We start from the raw sequence: 20,740 nt of genomic DNA on the forward strand, positions 1-20,740 counted from the left end.
TCAATCATAAGGGACTCATCCCCCTTATGATTGATCTATATTATCTACCTAGACAGCCATGTCGATCTGTTGAATGGTGCCGACCTCGCCTGTTTCATTAATATAAAAACCACTGGAGGTCACTCGCCCATTTTGTTGATTATCCTTTCCTTTGATATCAAACGGCGTTTCACTTGAACCTAGATAAATCGCACCAATACCATGATCGGCAATGGATACTAAGGAATCAACCTCCTCAGTTTTTGTCCAAAGCATTAAATCATCATAAATAGAGTCGGCTTCATCTATATAGTTGTTCCCGTCTTCATCATATTGCGCTAAATCAGCAAAGCCATTACCACTTAACGCACCAAATAACTCAGTACCATCATTAATAATACCGTCTTCATTATTATCGATGGCTAACATACCACCACTACCTGATAGATAACTGATTAACTCCATATCCCCATCTGCGTCTAAATCAAACTCAAACTTTTCGTCCGATAAGTCCGCATAGTTGCCCTCAAAATTAACAATAAGCGGGTCAGTAAATTCGACGCTTTTTGTCACCTCAAATTCTCGGCTAACAGAGTAGCTTCGCTCCATCTCTAGGCTTAAATCAAATTCTATCTCTTTCCCATCAGCCGTTGTTACTTTCCCACAACTGGAGAAACTGGAGCATTCGTACTCCTCTATAGTTTCTGAAACCTTGAAGGACATCTGCAAACGTACAGGCTGCATCTGCTGAGGAATAGCGGTATCTGTACTCCCCACATCTTCGCTATAAGACGATGTCGCAGGCAGCTCTATATTATTGCTTATATCTGCATCCCCATATTTTGGATTAATCGCTTTTATCAGGCTATCAAATAACTTAGAGCGTATGAGTTCATGCCGCTGTTCTACTTCATTCTTATCACTCGCTGTTCTGAACTGCATACCTTGTTCAGTCAATACAAGTATTGAGTTATTTTGTGCTTCACTCTCCTCACCAATCAACGATTGAGCGCTTTCAAATTCTCTGAAAAAGCCCGCAGATAGCGCATCGAAATCCATTGTTTTTGTTAATTCAATAGATTCTGTCTTCTCATGCTCTGCACTCATGTGCACTGTACTCGTCTGAATAATCATTATTCTCTCCACAAGGTTGAATAGAAAACCAGTAAAACCTGTCTATAGTTCATTCCTCCTTTATTTGACGTAAAAAACCTCAGACACTAATCATTGATAGTGACTAAATACCTTTATTTGAGGCGCAAAAAACCTATTCTTGCATCAGCAAAAATTCAATTTTTTGATACTGACTTAGCGGAAAATAATTGCCTAATGCAGATAGAACCGCCGAGCGGCTTACGGCAAAAAATGACAGCCCTTAGCCCAATAACTAAGCGCAAATTTCCATAAGTGATTATTAGGTCAACAACCTAAACGATCAGTAAAAACACAACAATAGGCACACCTCATACAGCTACAGCCCTCGCAAACGCTCGCTTTGTAAAACAATAGCCCAACCGGAAAGAAACACGTTAAAGCGCACTAAGGCTGTTCATTTTGTTTATTTCAAAAAGCAGGTACGAGAATCATTAAAAATAAGTAATATGAGATACAGCAAAAAGTGGGCCGTTTTTAAAGGCGCTAGGTATCAATGATCTTTACTAAGGTTATTTAAAGTGGGGATAAGAACAGAAGGAATAAAAAACACAAAGCCGCTAAAAGCGGCTTGGTAAAAAGATCTATAAGTTTTCTATAAAGAAATTATTCTTCAAACTTATAATATTCTTTATTTAGATAGCTCGCGACGTCCGCAACATCTTCAGGAAACCAGCCGACATCTAAGTTTGTATTGCAGCCTTCAACAAATGCTTCTAATTTTGCAAATGTTGTCACTTTACGTTGCTCACTCATATAGAGCGACGAATCATGGCAGGTTTCACAATTAGCATCGGTATGAGCCTCACCATGGATTGTTTTCTCGATTTCGACCTCATGGTAAAGCACTTCACCATTAGCGGCATCACCAGCGCTCACTAGACTAGGAGAGAGAGCTAGAACGACAGTTGCAAGCAAGGTAGGGAGTATTCTTTTCGACTCGTTCGACATATAAACCTCCTTTACACATTTGTAATTATTGTTTTGAGTAAACTATACCCTCCCCCTTTAGCAAAAGCGCCGTCCATAGAGGAAAGAGAGAACTAAATTAGATCTCCCTGATATGATCTATAAACTCCTTAGGTTCGACAACCCCTATTAAAGTCTTATTCTGGACAATCTCTCCTGATCGATCATAAAACACTAAAGCAGGAGGGCCTATAATATTGTAGGCTTTGCTTAATGCTTTTGCGGGCTGGTCATTCTTAGTGACATCAACCTTAATCACCTTAAATGATGTTAAAGCCTGCTGAACAGATAGATCTGAAAAAGTAACCACGTCCAATTCAACACAAGCGACACACCAATCAGCATAAAAATCTAACATAACGGGCTGCTGTTTCTTTTTAGCATCCTCTAGCTCAAGAACTAACTGCTCAGGGGTGTAAACTTTAATAAATGCTAGTTTGTTAGTTGTTTGTGCATTCGATCCGGCAAAAGCCTTAAGAGGATAGATCAAGCTATTGCCACCGGCTAATGCGCCAGCCATCAACGCTATAGCGTAAAGCAAAATAACAATGCCTAAACCTTTAGCCAGTTGCAGCCTAGCGGTCTCCTTTTTAGCATGGGACAACACGCCCATATAAACCGCGGATACAATTAAAACCAAAGCCGTTAACCACATAGTCACAACGGTTGGCACAATACGATCCAGCATCCAAATAGCGAGCAATAAGAGTAAAACACCGAATACAGCCTTGACCTTATCCATCCAAAGTCCGGCATGGGGCAATAACTTACCCGCCGAAGTACCCACGAGAATCAAAGGTACACCCATCCCAAGACTCATACTAAACAGTGCGCTCCCACCTAATACGGGATCACCCGTCTGTCCAATATAGATCAAAGCACCCGCCAAAGGCGCTGCCATACAAGGACCAACAATCAGCGCTGACAACAAGCCCATAATGGCGACACCTGCAATCGTCCCACCCTCTTGGCTATTACTTGCTTGGCTTAACTTACTCTGTATGCCATTAGGTAGCTGTAATTCATAAAAACCAAACATAGATAAAGACAACAGAACAAAAATAAAACTGAAGACACTTATAATCCATGGGTTTTGAAATAATGCTTGAAGGTTTTCACCAAATAAACCGGCAAAAATACCCGCCAAAGTATATGTCACCGATACGGCCAATACATACACAATAGACAGTGTTAAGCCTTTAGCTGCTGTAACTTGCTTCCCCTGACCGGCAATAATGCTGGATAGAATTGGGATCATAGGAAACACACAAGGGGTAAATGACAAGGCTAAACCGGCGATAAAAAAGGCACCTAAAGTAACAAATAGATTTCCCTGATTAAGCATCTGAGCAAATTGATCTTGCTCACTTAGCACTACAGCCGTTTCCGACGTTGCTGTAGCCGTGGCTGTATTATCCGTTTCTATATTTTCTGCATCGCCTACAGTTGCCATTTCTGTTTTATCAGAAACAGGCTCAACACTTATAACGGAGATCTCTTTTGTCACTGGAGGGTAACAGATCCCTCCCTCCCAACAGCCTTGATAAGTGACTATAAGTTTATCATCAACTATTTGATCATTAGCACTTGCTAAATCAATAGTGACCTCAGCCCTGTTGTGATAAACCCAGACTTGACCAAAAAGCGGGTCATCTTTTTGCTCTGCGGGACTGTTCAAACGATTAAGTATTTTAGTATTTGCACCGCTTTTTAATTCTATTCGATCACGATAGAGGTAATAGTCATTAGGTATATCCCAATAAAGACTAAGCTGATTCCCCTCTTGAATCTGTCCAAAGACAAACGCTTTTTCAACCTCTAAAGGCCCCTTCTCTGCAAAAGGGTTATTATCAAATAATCCAGCGTTCGCTTGCTGAGTGCAAAAAAGCAACAAGACAAAGAGGAGAGGACTGAAAATGCTGCGTTTGAATAAGTGAAATACTGAGGTAACCATCTAATGCCTACAATTCCGATAAAATTCTATAGCTATGTTGACCGCTTTTATTTAATTCAGTTCTAAAAATACGACATTAAAGAATAAATAAATAGCGTAAAAAATTAGAAGCGCAGTGTATCACGGCTAATCGCAACGACACATTCATCTGTTTCCCCCTAAATAGTCAATTGTTATGCATTTAGATGCATAATTGACCTTATGCACACTTATAACCGTAGTGTGTTTATGGTAAAAAAGGCGACACATTTACAAAGAGTTTAGATAGCCAACAATTCCGACACTTTATTATGGATATTAGGCTCTCTATAGCAGGAAAAGTGATAATGACTGATATACGCGTTGACGATTTAAATATCCAATCAAATACCGTCCTAATCTCTCCGGACGTTTTAAAAGCAGAGATGCCTATTTCAGAGAAAGCGGCTTCTGCTGTTTTAACGGGCCGCTCTGTAATTCGTGACATACTTGATCGTAAAGATCCTCGCCTATTTATCGTAGTGGGCCCTTGCTCAATACATGACACCGAAGCGGCACTTGAATACGGCAAAAAATTAGTTGCTCTTCAAGAACAGGTTAAAGACTCTCTGTATTTGGTTATGCGCGTTTATTTTGAGAAACCTCGTACAACCGTAGGGTGGAAAGGCCTAATTAATGACCCTCACCTAAACGATTCTTTCGAGATCGAAGAAGGGCTACATATTGCGCGCAAGTTGCTTATCGACCTTTCTGAAATGGGGCTGCCTTTAGCCACTGAGGCCCTAGATCCTATTTCACCACAATACATACAAGACCTTATCGCCTGGTCTGCTATTGGTGCTCGTACAACTGAGTCTCAGACACACCGTGAGATGTCGTCTGGCCTATCTTGTGCGGTAGGCTTCAAAAATGGCACAGACGGTGGCTTAAGCGTAGCAACTAATGCTCTTAAATCAGTGAGCGCTCCTCACCGCTTCTTAGGTATTAACTCTGAAGGCCAAGTATCAATTGTCCATACTAAAGGCAATCAGTATGGTCATGTTGTACTGCGTGGTGGCGGTGGCAAACCTAACTATGATTCAGTCAATGTTTCTATTTGTGAACAAGCACTTGAGAAAGCAGGTCTTGCTAACAATATTATGATCGACTGTAGCCACGAAAACTCAAGCAAAGATCCAGCTCTTCAGCCTCTTGTCGCTGAAAACGCTGCAAACCAGATTCTTGAAGGTAACAAATCTATTGTTGGCTTGATGATTGAAAGTAATATCGGCTGGGGCAATCAGGCGATTCCCGAAAACCTAGACGATCTTGTTTACGGCGTATCTGTTACTGATGGCTGTATTGATTGGGATAGCACAGAAAAATGCTTATTAGGTATGCATGAAAAGCTAACTAAGGTTTTACCTAACCGATAAGCGGCACACTGCAAAAAAAATGCGCATACAGTTTACTGATGCGCATTTTTTATGTCTTGCTGTTAGCCCCCCCAAATCTGAGGCTGATTCTATAGACTTACGCCCAACACATCGCTATGCACCATTTGATTAAATAATAGAACAATCTCAGGTGAGAATCGGTAACTCTCTTCACTGTTAATCCGGCTTAAGGATTTAGACACAGCAATTTTTACTTTGTGATCTTTTTTCAGCTTGAAATAACACTGCTGATAGTAACGTATCAACGCTATGATCATGCTGCCTTGATTAATTTCGTCCCCTTTCAACCCTAAAGGACCTAGCCCATCATAACGTTCGTAACTCTGTAAAACGATCTCTGCAGCCTCATCCCACTGGTTCGATAACTTTAAAAAACCAGCTGATAATTCCAACTGTTCCAATGCCTTATTCTTTTCCCAACTGGCAGACCGTAAAGCTATATCAAATACTGGAGAAGAGACAAAACGCGCACCTAATGTTTGAAAATAAAAGGCTGCTCTTAACTGATCCTCATCAACCACTGAGCCCAATCTATCATTCAGCCAAAGGCACAAACTTAATAATTTCTCTTGATCCCCCGGCTGTTGTATAGATTGACTACTCACCCGCTGAGCAACCGATGCCATAAACGCTAAACCATCAAAGCTTTGGTTAACCTCAGGAACCGACGTCTGCACAGCGCGATTCCCTTGCTGTGCTAAACGCTTGAGTACCTGCTCACTTTCGTCTTCACTGTTCGTTAAAATCCCAGAGAAGCTTTCCAAGGTTGTCTGAATAACAGAATCACGTGTAGAGAGAGAAGCATCATAAACATGGGACACCCCTTTCAGGAGAATTTCCACATGAATATCAGGAATAGAACCTAGCGAGATCGCCTCAGCAATTAACTGTTCGAGACGCGCAAACACAAAGGTCATAAATTCACCTTGTGCCGGTGTATACAAATAATCACCCTGCCTAATTTGATCGGCTATATCTTCTAATTTATGACAAACCTCTGCAACAGAATCCAAAAAAACCATATGTGAGTTTCCTTTAACCGAATGAACGGCACGAAACATCTCATTAATGGTCTCTTGATCATATTTAGTATCTAAACGACTAAAGCAGCGCTCAAGCTCTTCCATTGCTTCTCTAAAACTTGTGTAGAACTCTCGCTTAAGCTCTAAGTCCAGACTATTAAATCCATCAATATCTGTCGTAATCATTAGATACCAAACTAGTTATCGAAAAAAAGACATAAAAAAAGGATAGCAAAGCTATCCTTTTAAAAGAAATATAAAAACAAAATTAATCGTCAGGCATCGCCTTAGCTTGATCTGTGTTTTCATAAATCAAGATAGGATCGTTATCGCCTTCAATAACACCCTCATCGATTACAACTTTGCTTACATTTTCCATAGAAGGCAGCTGATACATAATATCAAGCAAGGTTGCTTCCATAATAGATCGCAAGCCTCGTGCACCGGTTTTACGCTCTAAAGCTTTCTTAGCAATCGCATCAAGTGCAGATTCACGGAAATCAACTTCCGCACCTTCCATATCAAACAAGGCAGCATACTGCTTAGTCAGACTGTTTTTCGGCTCAGTCAAAATTTGAATCAGCGCTGACTCATCAAGCTCAGCCAAGGTAGCGATCATCGGTAGACGACCAACAAACTCAGGGATCAAACCGTATTTAACTAAGTCTTCAGCTTCAAGTTCAAGCAAGCTATCAGAAACCGTTTTCTCTTCATCCTTGCCTTTAACAATAGCATTAAAGCCAATAGAGCCTTTCTCGGAACGATCACGGATAATGTTTTCAAGGCCCGCGAATGCACCACCACAGATAAATAGAATATTTGAGGTATCAACCTGCAAAAATTCTTGCTGTGGGTGTTTACGTCCACCTTGAGGAGGAACAGAAGCAACAGTCCCTTCAATCAGCTTCAATAGGGCTTGCTGAACACCTTCACCTGATACATCACGTGTAATTGATGGGTTATCAGATTTACGTGAAATCTTATCAATCTCATCAATATATACGATGCCTAACTGAGCTTTCTCAACATCATATTCACATTTCTGCAGTAGTTTTTGGATAATATTCTCAACATCCTCACCTACATAGCCAGCTTCAGTCAAGGTTGTTGCATCAGCCATAGTGAAAGGCACATTCAAAAGACGTGCTAATGTTTGAGCCAGCAGCGTTTTACCACTCCCAGTAGGACCAATAAGAAGTATATTACTTTTACTCAGCTCAACGTCTGATTTGCTGCTCTTTTGGAAACGCAGGCGTTTATAGTGATTATAAACCGCTACCGCTAATACTTTTTTAGCGCGATCTTGGCCAATAACATACTCATCCAACGCCGCGCTCAGCTCAGCAGGCGTAGGAAGATGATCACTTTCCTCTTGCGGCTCCGCATCCTGAATTTCTTCACGAATAATGTCATTACATAAATCTACACATTCGTCACAGATAAAAACAGAAGGCCCAGCAATCAGCTTACGTACTTCATCTTGGCTTTTACCACAAAATGAACAGTACAATAACTTGCCGTCATCATCACCGTCTTTACCTTTGATTTCGTCGGTCATTCGACTTCCTCGTTTATTCTAGTTCGGACTTATATTCACTATAGTCAAGAAGCAGACACTTTCAATTTTGACCTTAAAAGCATCTCGCTACTGACTAGAATATAATAAAAATCTTAATACCTATTTATCAGTCCGTATTTCGACGATCTAACACGTCATCAATCAAACCATATTCTTTAGCAGCGTATGGATCCATAAAGTTATCTCGGTCAGTATCTCGAGCAATGGTTTCAAGATCCTGCCCTGAATGTTCAGCTAATAAAGTATTTAACTTATTACGAATACTCAGAATCTCTTTTGTATGAATCTCAATATCTGTCGCTTGCCCTTGATAACCACCTAAAGGCTGATGAATCATCACACGCGAGTTTGGCAAAGCAAAACGCTTGCCTTTAGCACCACCGGTCAATAGGAAGGCTCCCATACTTGCTGCCTGCCCCATACACATCGTACTTACATCCGGTTTGATGAACTGCATAGTGTCGTAAATAGACATGCCTGCAGTAACGGAACCGCCCGGTGAATTAATATACAGATGGATATCTTTATCTGGGTTTTCCGCTTCTAGAAATAGCAACTGAGCTACTACTAGATTTGCCATATGATCTTCTACAGGACCGACCAAAAAGATCACACGCTCTTTTAAGAGACGGGAATAGATATCATAGGCTCGTTCACCACGTGCAGATTGTTCAACAACCATAGGAACAAGACTGCTTAGGATATCAGCACCACCCTTTCCAAAATCCGTCATCTATCACTCCTTAAACGGAAACATTTTTAAAACCAAGCACTCGATAATACTACGTTAATTCGGCCTAAGAAACCGATCATATAAATGAAATTAATTACTTTTACCTATATGTGGTAACAGATAACAAACCAAACGAATAAATAAAACCGAAAAATCAAAGCACTTAGAGGAATTTGTTCAGCGTAAATAAAAAAACGACAGCCGCACAAACGAACTGTCGTTTTAAAATCAATCTAGCTTAAATAGAGATTATTCAGTCTCTTCAGCTTCTGCAGCAGCAGGCTGTTCCGGTTTGATAGCATCTTCATAGCTTACAGATACTTCAGACACTTTAGCTGTTGCAAGCAGTTTATCAACAACCTGCTCTTCAAGAACTAGCCCTTTAATCTGGCCTAGCATCTCTTCATTGCCCATGTACCAGTCAATAACTTGCTGAGGATCCTGATATGTTTCAGCCATCTCTTCAAGTGTTTCACGAACACGTGCTTCATCAGCTTCAAGTTCATTAACTTTAATGACTTCCTGCATCAACAAACCAATTTTAACGCGGCGATCCGCTTGATCTGTGAACATCTCTTTAGGCAGAGCATTTGGATCCATATCTGAATCTGGGCCTGCAAACTGCATAACAGCCTGACGACGTAGATTGTCAATTTCGCCATCAACTAACGCAGACGGTACGTCGATTGCGTTGATCTCTAGTAATTTGCTGAAAACTTGATCTTTCAACTTCATCTTAAGCGCTTGCTTAAGTTCACGCGCCATGTTTTTACCAACTTCAGCACGGAACGCTTCTTCAGTTTTATCTTCTAAACCAAATTTAGCAAAAAACTCTTCGTTAAGTTCAGCAAGTACCTGTTCGGATACGCTTGCAACTTTAACTTTAAAGACTGCATCTTTACCTTGCAGATTTTCTGCTTGGTAAGACTCAGGGAAAGTGACCTTAACTTCAACTTCGTCGCCCGCTTTAGCACCAACCAAACCTGCTTCGAAACCAGGAATCATTGTGTTAGAACCTAGTACTAGGTCCATGCCTTCGCCTTTACCACCATCAAACGCTTCACCATCAATGAAACCTTCAAAGTCGATACGCAGACGATCATCCATCGCTGCTTCACGCTCAACTTCAGCCCAATCAGCTTGCTGCTTGCGTAAAGTTTCGATCATCTGATCTAGATCAGCATCTTTTACGTCAGCGCTTTTCTTTTCAATTTCAACTGAAGAGAAATCCGCTAGTTCAATAGATGGGTAAACTTCAAATTTAGCTGTGTACTCTAGGTTTTCACCTTCAACATCTTTTGTAAAATCAATTGATGGAGTGCCAGCTGGGTTAATCTCTTCCTGTTGAAGTGCCTGGTAGAAGCTTTCCTGAACTACCTGACCTAAAACCTCTTCACGAATACCTTTACCATAACGCTGCTTAACAACTTTGACAGGTACTTTGCCTGGGCGGAAACCATCGATTTTTACTGTACGTGCTGTCTGTTGGATGCGTTTAGTAACATCCTGATCGATGCGCTCTGCTGGGACGGAAATCGTCATCAGACGCTCTAGGCCAGAAGTCGTTTCAACGGAAACTTGCATGTAATGCCTCACAAATAAAAAATGCTTGTATCAATAATCTTCAACAGACCGACGAATCATTCATAACGTCGCTTAATCTGCACAGTACTCGGCAAGGCCGAGAGAAATCAAAGCGCGAAATTTTCCGGCAACTAGGCGAATTAGTCAAGTTTGAGAGCAAAATAATTTAAAGAAAGTAAAAAACAATTTAACTAGACTCAAAACAGAAGATGATTTTATTGTTTAGAGCGCTGGTATATAGAGAAGAAAGGAGTATTGAGAGGTTAAGAAAAAATGGTGCGGACGGAGAGACTCGAACTCTCACACCTTGCGGCACCAGAACCTAAATCTGGCGTGTCTACCAATTCCACCACGTCCGCGCACTGTGTTCACTGATTATACAGTGATATTTTTTCTAAAACTAACTGCTTATTAAAGTATCGTAAATGGTGCGGACGGAGAGACTCGAACTCTCACACATTGCTGCACCAGAACCTAAATCTGGCGTGTCTACCAATTCCACCACGTCCGCATATACGGTACTTAATAATTCTTTACTGTAATGGGGTGGACAATGGGGCTCGAACCCACGACCGCCGGAATCACAATCCGGAGCTCTACCAACTGAGCTATGCCCACCACAGAGAACATCTTACAAATGGTGCGGACGGAGAGACTCGAACTCTCACACCTTGCGGCACCAGAACCTAAATCTGGCGTGTCTACCAATTCCACCACGTCCGCTTACCTTTTAGAGAATGGGGTGGACAATGGGGCTCGAACCCACGACCGCCGGAATCACAATCCGGAGCTCTACCAACTGAGCTATGCCCACCATAATATTCTCTATACTGACAATGGTACGCCCACCAGGACTCGAACCTGGAACCTACGCCTTAGAAGGGCGTTGCTCTATCCAGTTGAGCTATAGGCGCCCGACTCATCGTCAGTCCTTAATAATTTAGCACTTTCAAAACAGTATTTGTTAGCTGTTTTTAAGTACCTCGTCTTAAGGAGGTGCGAATAATATACAGCTCTAATTTCAGCGTCAACCCTTTTTTTATCCAAGAAAATAAATGAGTTAGATTGCTCAACTTATGTGCAGATTAGGTTATTTTCCATACAAAAAAGCACCCTCCTCTCACAAGAACTCATCAACTGCTTATTTCATAAGGAAGAAATGTGGTTTTTACAGCCTTACTTTCCTCCATCTAATTAGCAAAAGGCGCTTGGAGCTAAATCCTAACCATGAGAGAATTATCTCAGTTATATTTTTTCTAAAGGAACCTCCCTTTAATGAGCGCACAGATTATTGATGGCAAGAAAATTGCCGCCGAAGTACGTCAACGAGTAGCAGCCGGCGTCCAACAACGTTTAGACAAGGGCAAAAAAGCGCCCTGTTTAGCCGTAATCCTTGTAGGTATGGACCCTGCATCACAAGTTTACGTACGACATAAAAAAAACGCCTGTAAAGAGGTCGGTTTTGAATCTCGTTCATACGACCTTCCTGTTGAAACGACACAGCAAGCGCTACTTGAATTAGTCGATGAGCTGAATGAAGATCCCGGATGCAACGGTATCTTGGTTCAACTCCCCTTACCCGAGCATCTAGACTCAAACGAAATCCTTGAACGTATTCGCCCTGAAAAAGATGTGGATGGTTTCCATGCCTTTAACTTAGGACGCTTAGCACAACGTATGCCGGTTTTACGCCCATGCACACCTAAAGGTGTCATGACCTTGCTGGAGTCCACTCATCAAGACCTGCACGGTATGGAAGCGGTGGTCGTAGGGGCATCCAACATTGTGGGTCGTCCAATGGGACTGGAGCTGCTTTTAGCGGGCTGCACTGTTACCACGACACATCGCTTTACACGCGATCTTGAAGCTCATGTTCGCCGCGCTGATTTAGTCATTGTCGGCGTTGGCATCCCGAACCTAGTAAAAGGCGAATGGATCAAAGAGGGGGCTACCGTTATCGATGTAGGTATCAATCGTTTAGATGATGGCCGTTTAGTGGGTGACGTTGGCTTTGAAGAAGCGGAAAAACGTGCAGGCTTTATAACACCCGTACCAGGCGGTGTAGGCCCTATGACCGTAGCAACACTAATGGAAAACACTTTAGAAGCAGCTAACAAACAAGATAGTTAAGCGTCTAAACACAAAAAAAGGCAGCCTTTAGCTGCCTTTTTTGTTGCATAAGAAAGCCTAAGCTTCACGAAACCATGTAGTTCCTTCCCGAGTATCTTTAAGAATCACGCCTTGAGCAGCCAACTCATCACGGATTCGATCGGATTCAGCAAAGTCCTTCGCTGTCTTAGCTGCTGCCCGCTGCTGAATAAGCTCGTCGATCTCATCGCTACCCAACTCACCCTCTTTATCTTCACCCTTCAAGAATCCAGCTGGATCTTGCTGAAGCAAACCAAGAATACCTCCTAGGCGCTTCAACTGCGCAGCCAACATACCGGCTTCGGGAGCACCCTCACGGGAGGCTTTGTTTAGCTCGTTCACTAATTCAAAAAGCACCGACATAGCTTTAGGTGTATTAAAGTCATCATCCATCGCCTCAATAAAACGGGCATCAAAATCATTTTCAATAACCTCATCTGTAGGCTCAACACCTCTTAGTGCTTGATAGAAGCGTTCAAGCATCACTCGTGCTTCTTTTAAGCTATCTTCGCTGTAATCAATATAAGTACGGTAATGGACCCGTGCTAGGAAGAAGCGTACAACCTCAGCATTGTATTTTTCTAATACATCACGAATCGTAAAAAAGTTACCTAATGACTTAGACATCTTTTCTGAGTTAACGCGCACAGGCCCTGCATGCATCCATGTGTTCACATAAGTACAACCATTGGCTGCTTCAGATTGAGCAATCTCGTTTTCATGATGAGGAAACGGAAGGTCTGGTCCACCGCCATGAATATCGAAGGTATCGCCTAAACAGCACTTTGACATCGCGGAACATTCTATATGCCAACCTGGGCGACCATTTCCCCAAGGAGAAGGCCAGCTCACCTCACCCTCTTTTGCCGCTTTCCATAACACAAAATCAAGCGGACTCTCTTTAGCGGTTTCAACCTCTACTCGCGCGCCGGAACGTAACTCATCAACATTCTTGTTAGTTAGTTTTCCGTAATTTTCAAATTTTTCAACACGGTAGTACACATCACCATTGGAGGCAGGGTAAGCAAACCCTTTTTCAATGAGTGTCGCGACAAGGGCAATAATGTCATCAATATGCGCTGTAGCACGAGGCTCTTGATCTGGACGAAGTACAGAGAGCTTATCTTCATCCTCATGCATCGCAGCAATCATTCGCTGAGTCAGTTGCTCTGGTGTTTCACCATTCTCTGCCGCACGCTTAATAATTTTGTCATCTACATCCGTAATATTACGAACATAATCTACATCCCAACCTTGAGAGCGTAGATAACGGGTAATCACATCGAAAGCCACCATCACCCGAGCATGACCTATATGACAAAAGTCATATACGGTGATACCGCACACATACATTTTTATTTTCCCCTCTTGCAAAGGAACAAAAGGAGCTTTCTCTTTATTTAACGTATTGTATATCTGCAGCATGATTCGTAACTTATTGTTCAATGATTTGAAAGGAGCAGTATTGTAGATGAATTCGTTTTCATCTGCGAGGCGATCATTCTCTATTTAGCGCAGCTCCGGTTTAATTATTAAGCGCCCTATACTCTCATCTAATAATGGGCTTCTCTCACTCGTTAAAAGCAACTCATTTCCTTTCCCCTCTTTATTCCAAACAACCGCTTCCCATTGAGCATAAGGGTGTAGCTTAATACGCTTAGCATTCTCCCACAGCGGAAGCCGATCAACAGGAATAAGCCAGATAAACGACTGCCCAAAAATTAAATTTTTATCGTAGCCCAGCAAAACTAAACGTCGAGATAATGGATCAAAATCAGCCCCTGTAATTAAGCCATCAACATTATATTCTTGCTCAGCAAGTACCGATTGATTCAATTTATTTTTATTCAACCTGTAGAGTTTAGTTTTTTCGTTACCCCAGCCTTTAGTAAAAAGCCATAACTCATCATCAACGACTGTCAGTGCTTCACAATCGAAGTTATGCTCCTTACTCAGCTTTTCTTCAGGAAAATCCGCGTAGTGAATATCCATTTTCTCTGCTGCCACACTTCCCCCCGTACCCCCCTCTACTAGCGAGAGCCACTGGACTTTATAGATCTGCACAACAGAACGGTTGCCGCGATTATTTCCACAATCGGCGATATACAAAAATTCATCATCTTGAGCTAATGACTCCCAATCGACATTTTTCGCTCCGCGGATATAGATCTTTTTCTCAATGCCATGATCATTATTGATGGCATACACAACCGCCTCACCGCCACTGTCATTAACCGTCCAATTTAATCCCTTATGTAATGCTATTCCTGAAGTCTCCCTCACTTCGACAGGCCAAGAGGCACGCACTATATCGCCTGCACTTGACGAAGAAACATTAGCGGTATTCAAAGGAGCACAGCCCACCGTGATGACCACAAAAAAAACAACACAAGGTTTAACGTACCTGAAAAGGCTCATACAGCACCGCTCTATCAAGAATAACTAATCATCACTTATTTTCATCTATTCGATTGACATAAGCACTAGACGTTTGTATTAAAAACTGCAAGGATTCGCTACCGGCAAACGTAAAAATAACAGGGCTCTATAGGGAATGGGAAACGATATACACAACAACATGGATGAAGAAAGCACATTTTATCCCAAAATAGATGCGCCATCGCCCCTCGTTGACAATAGAACTATACCCTCCCAGCAGCTTACCATTTTGGAAGCACTTCCCTATCCTGCTTGGATCAAAAACAGACGTGCAGAATACCTTTATGCAAATAAAGCTTATGCAGATCTTGTTGGTATTCCCGTTAACGCGATCAAAGGACGTACCGATCGTCAATTATTCCCTAAATTCATTCAAGACCAATTAATCGATTCCGACGCTCTTGTCTTCCACAACAAAGCGACAATAGAGCTAGATAATATATATCTTCACTCAACAGCCACAGATACCTATTGGCTAAGCAAATCACCTCTTAAAAACAACTGTGGTCACGTCACAGGCATCATCGGCCTGATGAAGCTATCTCCAACCCTACAAGTGAACGGGTCGACCTATAGCGAGCTGGCAACACATGCGATTAAACACAGCAACGAAGCGATCATTATTGCCGATACGGGCTTCAAAATAACACTAGTCAACCCTGCATTTATAAGAATTACTGGCTTTTCAGCCAATGAGATAATTGGCGCACCCGCCTCTATCATCAATGCTAATTGGCTCGCCCCCGAATTTATGGAAAGCATTAAACACCAACTCCACTACCACGGCTATTGGGAAGGAGAGACTTGGAATCGCAAAAAAGATGGCCAACTCTACAATGAAAAAATAAAAATATCGGTTATTCGTTCAAGTGATGGAAAGATATCCCACTATATGGGGCAATTCACTGACAATACAGAACAAAAACAGACCCAAGATAAACTAGAATTCTTAGCATTCCACGATGCCTTAACAGGCCTTGCCAATCGTGCTTTATTTCTTGATCGTGTCAGCCAAAGCATCCAGCAATCCAATCGTAATAACACTCGATGCGCTGTTATCTATTTAGATTTAAATGACTTTAAACCTTTAAATGATACATACGGTCACCCTTTTGGGGATAAAGTACTAATCCACGCAGCTAATACAATTAAAGAAGCCGTCCGAAAAGTAGATACGGTCTCGCGCCAAGGCGGCGACGAGTTTGCCGTTTTACTCGAAGAGGTTGGCTCCGTTGAAAGCGTTGTCGTTGTTGCACAGAAAATCATTACCTCACTAAGACATACCTTTGTAATTGACAATATTAAAGTTAATCTCGGCGCTAGCGCTGGTATTTCAGTTTACCCAGAGCATGGCGATGATGCGGACAAACTAATCAGCAATTCTGATAAGGCAATGTACGCTGCAAAATCACTAGGCGGTAATGGTTATTATTTATACAAATAAAACCCAAGCCACTTTCGGTTTAACTATACCTCACACACAACAGAGAACTTCCCACTCCCTTAAGATCTAACGTTGTCCAGATCGTCTTAACAGATCAAGCCATCCGAAATAACAAGTAAGTCAAAACTGAATTATTTCCATGAAGCAATGACTTCAATTGAATAAAAATCAGTCAGCCCTCTAAAAAATGGTCAATACTTAATCAACAGAAATATTCAGCCTTAGGAGGAAGTGATGACTGTAAATAACACCCACCCCACAACAACACCCAAACGCCACCGCCCCTCCTTTACAGGCGATGGGCCTGAGCAAAGTATCATCAAACGAAGATCGAGCTCTAAGCAACAGGCCCAGAAATCATATTTACAAACCCTGCTCTATCATTCGATACTCAGTCATTTCAATAAAATTTTTGCGCTAGAGCTGTCCGATACCCCGCTCGATTTAAATTATGAAGCGAAAGATGTAGCAAGCCCCGAAGTCATTGCAACAGATATACTTTCAACAGCAATAAACCTTTTTATCCCCTTCACTGAGTACCATACGGAGTTAAATGAATCTTCCGCTCTCGATTGCTTCATTAATATGACTAAAGAAGCGCTTCGTAATGGGATTATAGAGACAAGAGAAGTGCTTGATAGCAAACAGCTCCTCGAAGGGAAAATTGCTTGGCAAGTAGAGGAAATAGAAGAACAACTCTATGCAGAGCTAAGTGAGTACAGCCAGAGCTTTGGTTACTGCTGCGATGATGAGAGCAACCTAGATAATGAATCAGAATTGATGATCGAGCCTGATGATATATGGGATGATGAGCTTTTGAATAGACTAAGAATGTAAACGATCGGTTAAGATATAGGTAAAAATATAGTGCCGCTTTATATGCGACACTATATAGACCGAGATTTAATGCAACTCATCATACTTTTTGCGAATAGCGACCAGTTTTGGTTGTATATCAAGCGGGGCATAATTCATAGCTTGCTCAAAAAGATCTTTATTTTTCTCTGAAAGCCTTTCCTCTTCGCTCATTGCCGATAGCTTCTCCATCGCCTCTGTGAATTTAGGATGTACTTTGTCGGTAGCTGCCATGTGGAGCCCTCCTATGCTGATCCTGCACTAAAATATTCATACGTTAATGAAACCAAATATCGGCTGCTTTTACATTTTAACAACAGCCATCTATTTGAACAGACCTTTCTTGAACTTATCTATTTTGGTTTCAATGATCGCTGCTGCTTACGCTTTGGCTTATTAAATTTTTGGCTTTTAGGTTTTTTGCCATTAGCGGCTAAATCCGTTGACCGCTTACTTGCTGACGAAGCATTTCTCTTCGTCTGCTTAGCTCCTCCTTTGCTCCGAGAAAGTGTTTTTTTTGTATTTTCCTCCTCAGCAGGTACTAAGCTATTTTTACCATCCCCCACCAGATGAGCAAACCCCATCTCTGGAAGTTTCTGGCGCAATAACGGCCAATTCACAGGATCATGGTAACGCAGCAATGCTTTTTGTATCTTTCGCTGATCATCATTCTTAGGTGTATAGAGTTTCTCGCTTTTATAGGTTACTTTTTTCAGCGGATTTTTATCTGAGTGATACATCGCCGTTGCTAGAGACATCGGCGAAGGGTAAAACGTTTGCACCTGATCAACTTTAAACTCATTACGTTTAAGCCACTGAGCTAAGTTGACCATATCCTCATCCTCGCACCCAGGATGAGCTGCTATAAAATACGGGATAAGATATTGTTTTTTGCCCGCCTCACGGGAAAAACGCTCAAACATCTTCTTAAACGCATCATATGTCCCCATCCCAGGTTTCATCATCATTGATAGCGTGCCCTCTTCGCTATGCTCAGGGGCAATTTTGAGATATCCCCCAACATGATATGTCACCAGCTCTCGTACATATTCCGGATCCTCTACTGCTAAGTCATAACGCAGACCCGATGAGATAGATACTGTATGTACGCCCTTCACTTTACGTGCTTTTCTATAAAGCTGAGTCGTTGGACTATGATCAGTATCTAAGTTCTTACAGATAACAGGATATACACAAGAAAGCTTACGACAAGAAGACTGGATCTCTGGATCATTACAGTTAAGGTGATACATATTAGAGGTAGGCCCCCCTAAATCTGAGATAGCGCCCGTAAAGCCTGGAACCTTATCTCTTATCTCCTCAATCTCATTAATTACCGATTCATGGGAACGGCTTTGGATAATTCGCCCTTCATGTTCGGTAATTGAGCAAAAAGTACAACCACCAAAACACCCCCTCATAATATTAATAGAGAATTTAATCATATCGTAGGCAGGAATTTTTTCCTGTCCGTAACGGGGGTGAGGTATACGCTGATACGGCAAACCAAACACTTGATCCATCTCGGAGGTGGTCAATGGAATCGGTGGAGGGTTAACCCACAATTCACGATTACCGTGTTTTTGCACTAATATGCGAGCATTATGGGGATTTGATTCTTGATGTAACACCCGCGAAGCATGAGCATACAGCGCCGGATCCTTTGATACCTTTTCAAAGGAAGGTAAACGAATATAAGCCTCGTCTGGCAGTTTCTCTTTACCCTTTAAAGGTGCAGGAACGATACGCAAAGGTTGAACCGCATTGTCAGCATCATCCTTTTTATCGCAAGTTGCTACATCTTTATATTCATAAGGATTTGGTAGATCTTCAATATAACCCGGCCAATCGATACGTGTAGAATCAACCTCAATATAATCAGCTGGAATCGCTGAAGAAAGAATCGTTGTACCACGCAGATCGTTAATAGCTTCAATAGCTTCGCCATTAGCTAAGCGATGGGTTAATTCAACAATCGCTCTCTCCGCATTACCATAAAGCAGAATATCCGCTGTCGCATCCATCAATACAGAGCGGCGAACCTTATCACTCCAATAATCGTATTGAGCTATCCTACGAAGACTCGCTTCAATGCCACCTAAAACAACCGGTGTATCTCTGTATGCTTCTTTACAACGCTGACTATAAACAATCACGGCTCGATCGGGACGCTTACCTCCCATTCCACCCGCCGTATAAGCATCATCATGACGCATACGCTTATCCGCCGTATAACGGTTAATAAGGGAGTCCATATTCCCTGCGGTAATACCAAAATATAAATTTGGCTGACCTAATGCTTTAAAATCATCCGCACTTGTCCAATTGGGCTGCGTAATAATACCGACCCTAAAGCCTTGAGCCTCCAACAGACGCCCCATTACAGCCATGCCAAAACTAGGATGATCTACATAAGCATCCCCTGAAATGATAATAACATCACAGCTATCCCAACCAAGCTGCTCCATCTCTTCTCGAGTGGTAGGCAAAAAAGGAGCTGGCGCATAACATTCAGCCCAGTATTTAGGATAAGAAAATAGATCAGGGGCTTTGATTTGACTCATATAGGAGGTATAGACCGGAGTAAGTGACTAAGAAAATCTATTTTCTCAGAAACTAGAGGTGACTCCCAGTGAAAACCGCTCACATATGAAAACTTTACTGAAGAATCATAGATTGCTGGGCTTCTGGATAGGTTATTGGAGTAAATTTAAGCGGCTTTTCACGTTCAGACAAGTAAATCGCAAGATTACCTTGCTCATCAATAGAAAAATACTCCGCTGAAGTCAGTAGGGCTAAATAACGATTTTCATGGTACATGATAGGACTAGAGCAGCGCTGCCGTGTTAAACGGGCTTTATCAATTTCAAGAAACACCGACAAAGAGGCATAAGCGCTTTGATATAAGTTACAGCCAGCATAACCCGATAACCGATTATTACTATTAAAAACCAGAGTCGTTTCGGTCGATGGTGGAATACCCCGTCCAGAAATATCCTCTGCTCGCCAATAAGTATTCTTCAAAACAAGCTCACTAAGCGCATGCAAGACAACAGGGGCATCATCGACAATGGGGAGTACTTTCTCGCCCTCTAATACCCTTTGCGTCCCAATACTCGCCGTCACCTTGATTTTTTTGACTGAGAACTGCTTCTCCGCTTCAACCGGTAGCTCATAGTCATAAGGTAAATAGCCACCCTCTTCAATCACCTCGGATTTAACGCTATGGTCATTATAAATTAATGAAATCTCAACTTTCGCAGATTCTGGCAGGTGTGATAATGGCTGCGCATCGATGATGACAGAAGTGCCATCACTCTTATACATAGAAGGCTGTGACAGGCATCCAGAGAGGATAAAAGAGGAAACTACAGACAGTAGAGTTACAGGTATAAAGCGCATTCTTCAATTCCGTTTGAAGTAAAAAAACAGGGTTAGAAAGGATATATAAAAGACCTACAGACACC

Annotated in this window: 16 protein-coding genes and 6 tRNA genes; 4 read left to right on the plus strand and 18 right to left on the minus strand. The window is 41.9% G+C overall.

The annotated features are described in order from the left end of the window. Positions 1-48: 48 nt before the first annotated feature. The 3 genes from Q4492_RS08565 to dsbD form a co-directional block, all read right to left on the minus strand. Positions 49-1,113: a hypothetical protein gene (locus Q4492_RS08565; RefSeq protein WP_303416941.1), complete on the minus strand. Its 1,065-nt coding sequence runs from the start codon at positions 1,111-1,113 to the stop codon at positions 49-51. A gap of 624 nt (positions 1,114-1,737) precedes the next feature. Next, complete coding sequence (locus Q4492_RS08570; RefSeq protein ID WP_303416943.1) at positions 1,738-2,082, minus strand: hypothetical protein; 345 nt, start codon at positions 2,080-2,082, stop codon at positions 1,738-1,740. 97 nt (positions 2,083-2,179) lie between these two features. Further along, positions 2,180-4,054 carry a protein-disulfide reductase DsbD gene (gene dsbD / locus Q4492_RS08575; protein ID WP_303416944.1) on the minus strand — a complete coding sequence of 625 codons (1,875 nt, stop codon included), beginning with the start codon at positions 4,052-4,054 and terminating at the stop codon, positions 2,180-2,182. Positions 4,055-4,380: 326 nt separating this feature from the next. Here dsbD and Q4492_RS08580 point away from each other — a divergent pair, with 326 nt between their 5' ends. Further along, positions 4,381-5,448: a 3-deoxy-7-phosphoheptulonate synthase gene (locus Q4492_RS08580; protein ID WP_303416946.1), complete on the plus strand. Its 1,068-nt coding sequence runs from the start codon at positions 4,381-4,383 to the stop codon at positions 5,446-5,448. Between the two features lie 89 nt (positions 5,449-5,537). Here the strand turns inward: Q4492_RS08580 and Q4492_RS08585 are convergent, their stop codons facing one another. The 10 genes from Q4492_RS08585 to Q4492_RS08630 form a co-directional block, all read right to left on the minus strand. Next, on the minus strand, positions 5,538-6,677 hold the full coding sequence (locus Q4492_RS08585; RefSeq protein WP_303416947.1) for an Hpt domain-containing protein: 1,140 nt from the start codon (positions 6,675-6,677) through the stop codon (positions 5,538-5,540). 82 nt (positions 6,678-6,759) lie between these two features. Next, a complete protein-coding gene (clpX, locus tag Q4492_RS08590) occupies positions 6,760-8,049 on the minus strand; it encodes an ATP-dependent protease ATP-binding subunit ClpX (RefSeq protein WP_303416948.1) in 1,290 nt (429 codons plus the stop codon). A gap of 127 nt (positions 8,050-8,176) precedes the next feature. Further along, on the minus strand, positions 8,177-8,803 hold the full coding sequence (gene clpP, locus Q4492_RS08595) for an ATP-dependent Clp endopeptidase proteolytic subunit ClpP (RefSeq protein WP_303416949.1): 627 nt from the start codon (positions 8,801-8,803) through the stop codon (positions 8,177-8,179). A gap of 249 nt (positions 8,804-9,052) precedes the next feature. Then, positions 9,053-10,387, minus strand: a complete 1,335-nt coding sequence (tig, locus tag Q4492_RS08600) for a trigger factor (RefSeq protein ID WP_303416950.1) — start codon at positions 10,385-10,387, stop codon at positions 9,053-9,055. Positions 10,388-10,661: 274 nt separating this feature from the next. Then, a tRNA-Leu gene (locus Q4492_RS08605) sits at positions 10,662-10,746 on the minus strand. Positions 10,747-10,813: 67 nt separating this feature from the next. Next, positions 10,814-10,898 (minus strand) — tRNA-Leu (locus Q4492_RS08610). A 31-nt stretch (positions 10,899-10,929) separates the two neighbouring features. Beyond that, positions 10,930-11,005, minus strand: a tRNA-His gene (locus tag Q4492_RS08615). 20 nt (positions 11,006-11,025) lie between these two features. After that, positions 11,026-11,110: transfer RNA gene (locus Q4492_RS08620), tRNA-Leu, on the minus strand. A 15-nt stretch (positions 11,111-11,125) separates the two neighbouring features. Next, positions 11,126-11,201, minus strand: a tRNA-His gene (locus tag Q4492_RS08625). A gap of 23 nt (positions 11,202-11,224) precedes the next feature. Next, positions 11,225-11,301, minus strand: a tRNA-Arg gene (locus tag Q4492_RS08630). A gap of 361 nt (positions 11,302-11,662) precedes the next feature. On the opposite strand from Q4492_RS08630, the gene folD reads away from it, so the two are divergent. After that, positions 11,663-12,517 carry a bifunctional methylenetetrahydrofolate dehydrogenase/methenyltetrahydrofolate cyclohydrolase FolD gene (folD, locus tag Q4492_RS08635; protein ID WP_303416951.1) on the plus strand — a complete coding sequence of 285 codons (855 nt, stop codon included), beginning with the start codon at positions 11,663-11,665 and terminating at the stop codon, positions 12,515-12,517. A gap of 57 nt (positions 12,518-12,574) precedes the next feature. On the opposite strand, the gene cysS is transcribed toward folD, so the two are convergent. Together cysS and Q4492_RS08645 are read right to left on the minus strand one after the other, a co-directional pair. Further along, on the minus strand, positions 12,575-13,960 hold the full coding sequence (cysS, locus tag Q4492_RS08640) for a cysteine--tRNA ligase (protein ID WP_303416952.1): 1,386 nt from the start codon (positions 13,958-13,960) through the stop codon (positions 12,575-12,577). Positions 13,961-14,044: 84 nt separating this feature from the next. Next, positions 14,045-14,953 (minus strand): hypothetical protein, encoded by a 909-nt coding sequence (locus Q4492_RS08645; RefSeq protein WP_303416953.1) that lies wholly within the window; start codon positions 14,951-14,953, stop codon positions 14,045-14,047. 136 nt (positions 14,954-15,089) lie between these two features. Here Q4492_RS08645 and Q4492_RS08650 point away from each other — a divergent pair, with 136 nt between their 5' ends. After that, positions 15,090-16,418, plus strand: coding sequence for a diguanylate cyclase (locus tag Q4492_RS08650; RefSeq protein WP_303416955.1), 1,329 nt, complete (start codon positions 15,090-15,092; stop codon positions 16,416-16,418). A gap of 234 nt (positions 16,419-16,652) precedes the next feature. Continuing rightward, positions 16,653-17,255: a DUF5610 domain-containing protein gene (locus Q4492_RS08655; protein ID WP_303416957.1), complete on the plus strand. Its 603-nt coding sequence runs from the start codon at positions 16,653-16,655 to the stop codon at positions 17,253-17,255. A gap of 66 nt (positions 17,256-17,321) precedes the next feature. Here Q4492_RS08655 and Q4492_RS08660 read toward each other — a convergent pair whose 3' ends face one another. The 3 genes from Q4492_RS08660 to Q4492_RS08670 form a co-directional block, all read right to left on the minus strand. Further along, positions 17,322-17,507 carry a hypothetical protein gene (locus Q4492_RS08660; protein ID WP_067867486.1) on the minus strand — a complete coding sequence of 62 codons (186 nt, stop codon included), beginning with the start codon at positions 17,505-17,507 and terminating at the stop codon, positions 17,322-17,324. Between the two features lie 119 nt (positions 17,508-17,626). Then, the gene (locus tag Q4492_RS08665; RefSeq protein ID WP_303416960.1) at positions 17,627-19,837 is read right to left on the minus strand and encodes a YgiQ family radical SAM protein; all 2,211 of its coding nucleotides are present in this window, start codon (positions 19,835-19,837) and stop codon (positions 17,627-17,629) included. Between the two features lie 94 nt (positions 19,838-19,931). Further along, positions 19,932-20,675 carry an META domain-containing protein gene (locus tag Q4492_RS08670; protein ID WP_303416962.1) on the minus strand — a complete coding sequence of 248 codons (744 nt, stop codon included), beginning with the start codon at positions 20,673-20,675 and terminating at the stop codon, positions 19,932-19,934. Positions 20,676-20,740 lie beyond the last annotated feature (65 nt).

The organism is Neptuniibacter sp. 1_MG-2023, assembly GCF_030547185.1.
Classification (GTDB): Bacteria; Pseudomonadota; Gammaproteobacteria; order Pseudomonadales; family Balneatricaceae; genus Neptuniibacter.

Excerpts from the sequence above, each read along its gene's own strand:
- Q4492_RS08570 (WP_303416943.1), bottom strand. The coding sequence starts at position 2,082 with ATGTCGAACGAGTCGAAAAGAATACTCCCTACCTTGCTTGCAACTGTC.
- folD (WP_303416951.1), top strand. The coding sequence starts at position 11,663 with ATGAGCGCACAGATTATTGATGGCAAGAAAATTGCCGCCGAAGTACGT.
- Q4492_RS08645 (WP_303416953.1), bottom strand. The coding sequence starts at position 14,953 with ATGAGCCTTTTCAGGTACGTTAAACCTTGTGTTGTTTTTTTTGTGGTC.
- clpX (WP_303416948.1), bottom strand. The coding sequence starts at position 8,049 with ATGACCGACGAAATCAAAGGTAAAGACGGTGATGATGACGGCAAGTTA.
- Q4492_RS08660 (WP_067867486.1), bottom strand. The coding sequence starts at position 17,507 with ATGGCAGCTACCGACAAAGTACATCCTAAATTCACAGAGGCGATGGAG.
- Q4492_RS08585 (WP_303416947.1), bottom strand. The coding sequence starts at position 6,677 with ATGATTACGACAGATATTGATGGATTTAATAGTCTGGACTTAGAGCTT.
- Q4492_RS08650 (WP_303416955.1), top strand. The coding sequence starts at position 15,090 with ATGGGAAACGATATACACAACAACATGGATGAAGAAAGCACATTTTAT.
- tig (WP_303416950.1), bottom strand. The coding sequence starts at position 10,387 with ATGCAAGTTTCCGTTGAAACGACTTCTGGCCTAGAGCGTCTGATGACG.
- Q4492_RS08670 (WP_303416962.1), bottom strand. The coding sequence starts at position 20,675 with ATGCGCTTTATACCTGTAACTCTACTGTCTGTAGTTTCCTCTTTTATC.
- Q4492_RS08565 (WP_303416941.1), bottom strand. The coding sequence starts at position 1,113 with ATGATTATTCAGACGAGTACAGTGCACATGAGTGCAGAGCATGAGAAG.
- dsbD (WP_303416944.1), bottom strand. The coding sequence starts at position 4,054 with ATGGTTACCTCAGTATTTCACTTATTCAAACGCAGCATTTTCAGTCCT.
- Q4492_RS08655 (WP_303416957.1), top strand. The coding sequence starts at position 16,653 with ATGACTGTAAATAACACCCACCCCACAACAACACCCAAACGCCACCGC.
- cysS (WP_303416952.1), bottom strand. The coding sequence starts at position 13,960 with ATGCTGCAGATATACAATACGTTAAATAAAGAGAAAGCTCCTTTTGTT.
- clpP (WP_303416949.1), bottom strand. The coding sequence starts at position 8,803 with ATGACGGATTTTGGAAAGGGTGGTGCTGATATCCTAAGCAGTCTTGTT.
- Q4492_RS08665 (WP_303416960.1), bottom strand. The coding sequence starts at position 19,837 with ATGAGTCAAATCAAAGCCCCTGATCTATTTTCTTATCCTAAATACTGG.
- Q4492_RS08580 (WP_303416946.1), top strand. The coding sequence starts at position 4,381 with ATGACTGATATACGCGTTGACGATTTAAATATCCAATCAAATACCGTC.